Source organism: Halomarinibacterium sedimenti, assembly GCF_019312585.1.
Lineage (GTDB): Bacteria > Bacteroidota > Bacteroidia > Flavobacteriales > Flavobacteriaceae > Halomarinibacterium > Halomarinibacterium sedimenti.
Genome location: NZ_JAHWDP010000014.1, coordinates 1 through 2,536 on the forward strand (window position 1 = coordinate 1; position 2,536 = coordinate 2,536).

General features: G+C 38.4%; 2 protein-coding genes. Both read right to left on the reverse strand.

Annotated features, from left to right (window positions below):
- A partial coding sequence (locus KXJ69_RS13610) for an FIDD domain-containing protein (RefSeq protein WP_506737248.1) occupies positions 1–2,142 on the reverse strand: 2,142 nt, incomplete at its 3' end.
- A 149-nt stretch (positions 2,143–2,291) separates the two neighbouring features.
- The coding region (locus KXJ69_RS13615; RefSeq protein ID WP_219053669.1) for a T9SS type B sorting domain-containing protein at positions 2,292–2,536 on the reverse strand (245 nt) is incomplete at its 5' end.

Sequence of the window (2,536 nt, forward strand, 5' to 3'; positions counted from 1 at the left end):
ATCATCACACAATCGCAAAGGGCCCGAAGGCTCCGTAGCCACAGGACTAAACCTAACTTCCAACAACAACTCTACTACCGAATAACAACTGCTGCTTAAACTCTCTATCCTAGCCCATACATTGTCGTTCCAAGGATTATCATTCGTATACAAAGGACCTATGGGCAATATCCCATTCTCAGCATCTAGCATCGTCCCATGATAGGTCACTACCAAATCAGGATCACCACCCGTTAAATCATCATCCGCCATACTCAAATCAAACTCCATAAATCCATCATTGTCATCGTCGCATAAAATTAAGGGAGGTGGCGGTGGCACATTTGGAGGAGAATATAAAAATATGGTGAAGTTTTGAGTGGTATCAAAACAAGTGGGATCTGTATTATTTTCAAACCGTATAAAAATTTGAACCGAAGGAGGTAAAACTGTATAGGGTGTAGGCAATGGATTTATATCCGCATCCGCATCAGCTTGGCTAATATGATAGGTGATTGTAAAATTGGATGGAGATTGACCATTTAAAACAGAGGCATTAAAAGTAAAAGGCAAATCAATATCTTCATCACCAGAATTATCTTGATCACAAAAGCCATAGTCTGCTACAGTACCTGCAATGGCCTGAGAAAAAGTAATTTCAAAAGTAGCTTCAGCAAAGCAAGTGCCTGTTAAATCTTCAAGCCTAATAGTTATTATTTCATTTGATCCTACTATGGGGTATGCCCCGGCCATTGCCGTTATATCAACTCCAGTGCCATTAAAATAAAATATATTAAAATCAGCTGGATTTTGTGGTCCTAGGACCACAGGCTCATTAACTGTGAGATCAAAAATTCCTGGATTAGTTCCATCATCACAAATAAACAAGTCGTTTGGAGGACTATCAATATAAGGCTGCAAGTAAAAATTAATATTAATTTCATCATTAACTATACATGTTGGATCTGTAGGATCAATAACTTCAACACCGTATAAAGCAGAATTTGGTGCCGTTACTAAAAAAGTATTCTGTGTGGTTGATGGAGGACCCTGAGAAATTCCGTTAATAAACCATTCATAAGTAACACCGGGAGTTGATGGTGTTGGACTAGCATCTAATACAATAGGTGAGTTATCACATGTATCAATATCTGGGCCTAAGTCAACTGTAAATGGCGCATTTTGTGTTACTACAACATCATCCGTTAACGTTACAACTTCACCATTACAAGTATTTGTCCAAGTAACTCTCGCCGTATAAGTTTCTGTGCCTGTTGGACAAACATTTATAGTAGGTGTAGTGCCAATGACTGCTCCTGTGCTATCCAACCATTCAAAAACATAGGTTGGAGGACCAATAGGAGAAAAACTCCAAGCTTCATTATTTGTAGTCCAAGGTGAATCTGAAGTATTACGCCCAGGCGGAACGAATGCAGTTGTTCCAGCATCATTTTGAATTCCTACAGTAGCGTTCCCGCTGTTCCAAGTTGTACAGGTTGGTTTATCTTGAATATATATCTCTATAACATTAGAGAATTCATAAAAGACAGCCATGTGAGTAGCAAGTAGCGAATTACATGCACCTGAAAACAAGGGCACTTCATAATAGGAAACAACCAGAACTCTATTAGGAAAAGTTCCGAGCACTTCATAACCAATTTCTTCAGTTGTGGAAACAGAAGGGTCAATATCATGGCATGGGGTGAATACATTGGCCTCACCTAACGTTGGATTTGTATTATTTGGTAAATTTTCTGAAAATGACCAACCATTTGTTGTATCCGTTGGGTCTACATCAAATCGAATCACTCCGTTAGACCCAACCTGAAATTCAGTTTCTAAATCTCCAAAAAAACAAAAATCAAAGGGTAAATTATCAACTGGAGACCAAGCATCATCAATATTAGGATTTAATGAATTCGCTAACCCGTTAAATGGAAAAGGAGGGTTGTAGGTTATTGAATTAACATTATAATTAAGTCCCGAGGTATCGAACGTTTGCAAAAAAGTCGCGGTAATATCCGTACATCCTCCAGTAGCACAATCTATTACTTGGTCCGGCCCGGCATCAACAAATAGGCTTCCAGGTCCTTGTCCATAAGAATTATTAACTAAAAGTAATGCACAAAAAATGAGTAAAAATGTGGGGTAAAATTTTTTCATAGCAATTAGGTTCTGGGTCGAAAATTAAGAAAATTTTATGAAAATGCTATATCAATGCATGTTAAAGCGCATTTAATCCCATTTAAAACACCTAATTACTTAAATAAATAGCCCCCAGACGGGGGCTATTTATTGTTATCTTATAATCTTTACCTCTTTAGGGTAAAATGCCCTGTAAAGGTTTTGTTAGTTTCGTCCTCTTTGTACTCTACCCTAAACCAGTAATCGCTCGATGGTAGTGGTGACCCATTATAGGTACCATCCCATCCCAATCCACTAGGACTTATCTGCTTGAGCAGTTTCCCATACCTGTCAAAGATATAAATCTTTGCCGTAGGATCGTACTGTGCAATACCAATTATATTCCACGTGTCGTGGTACCCATCGCCATTGG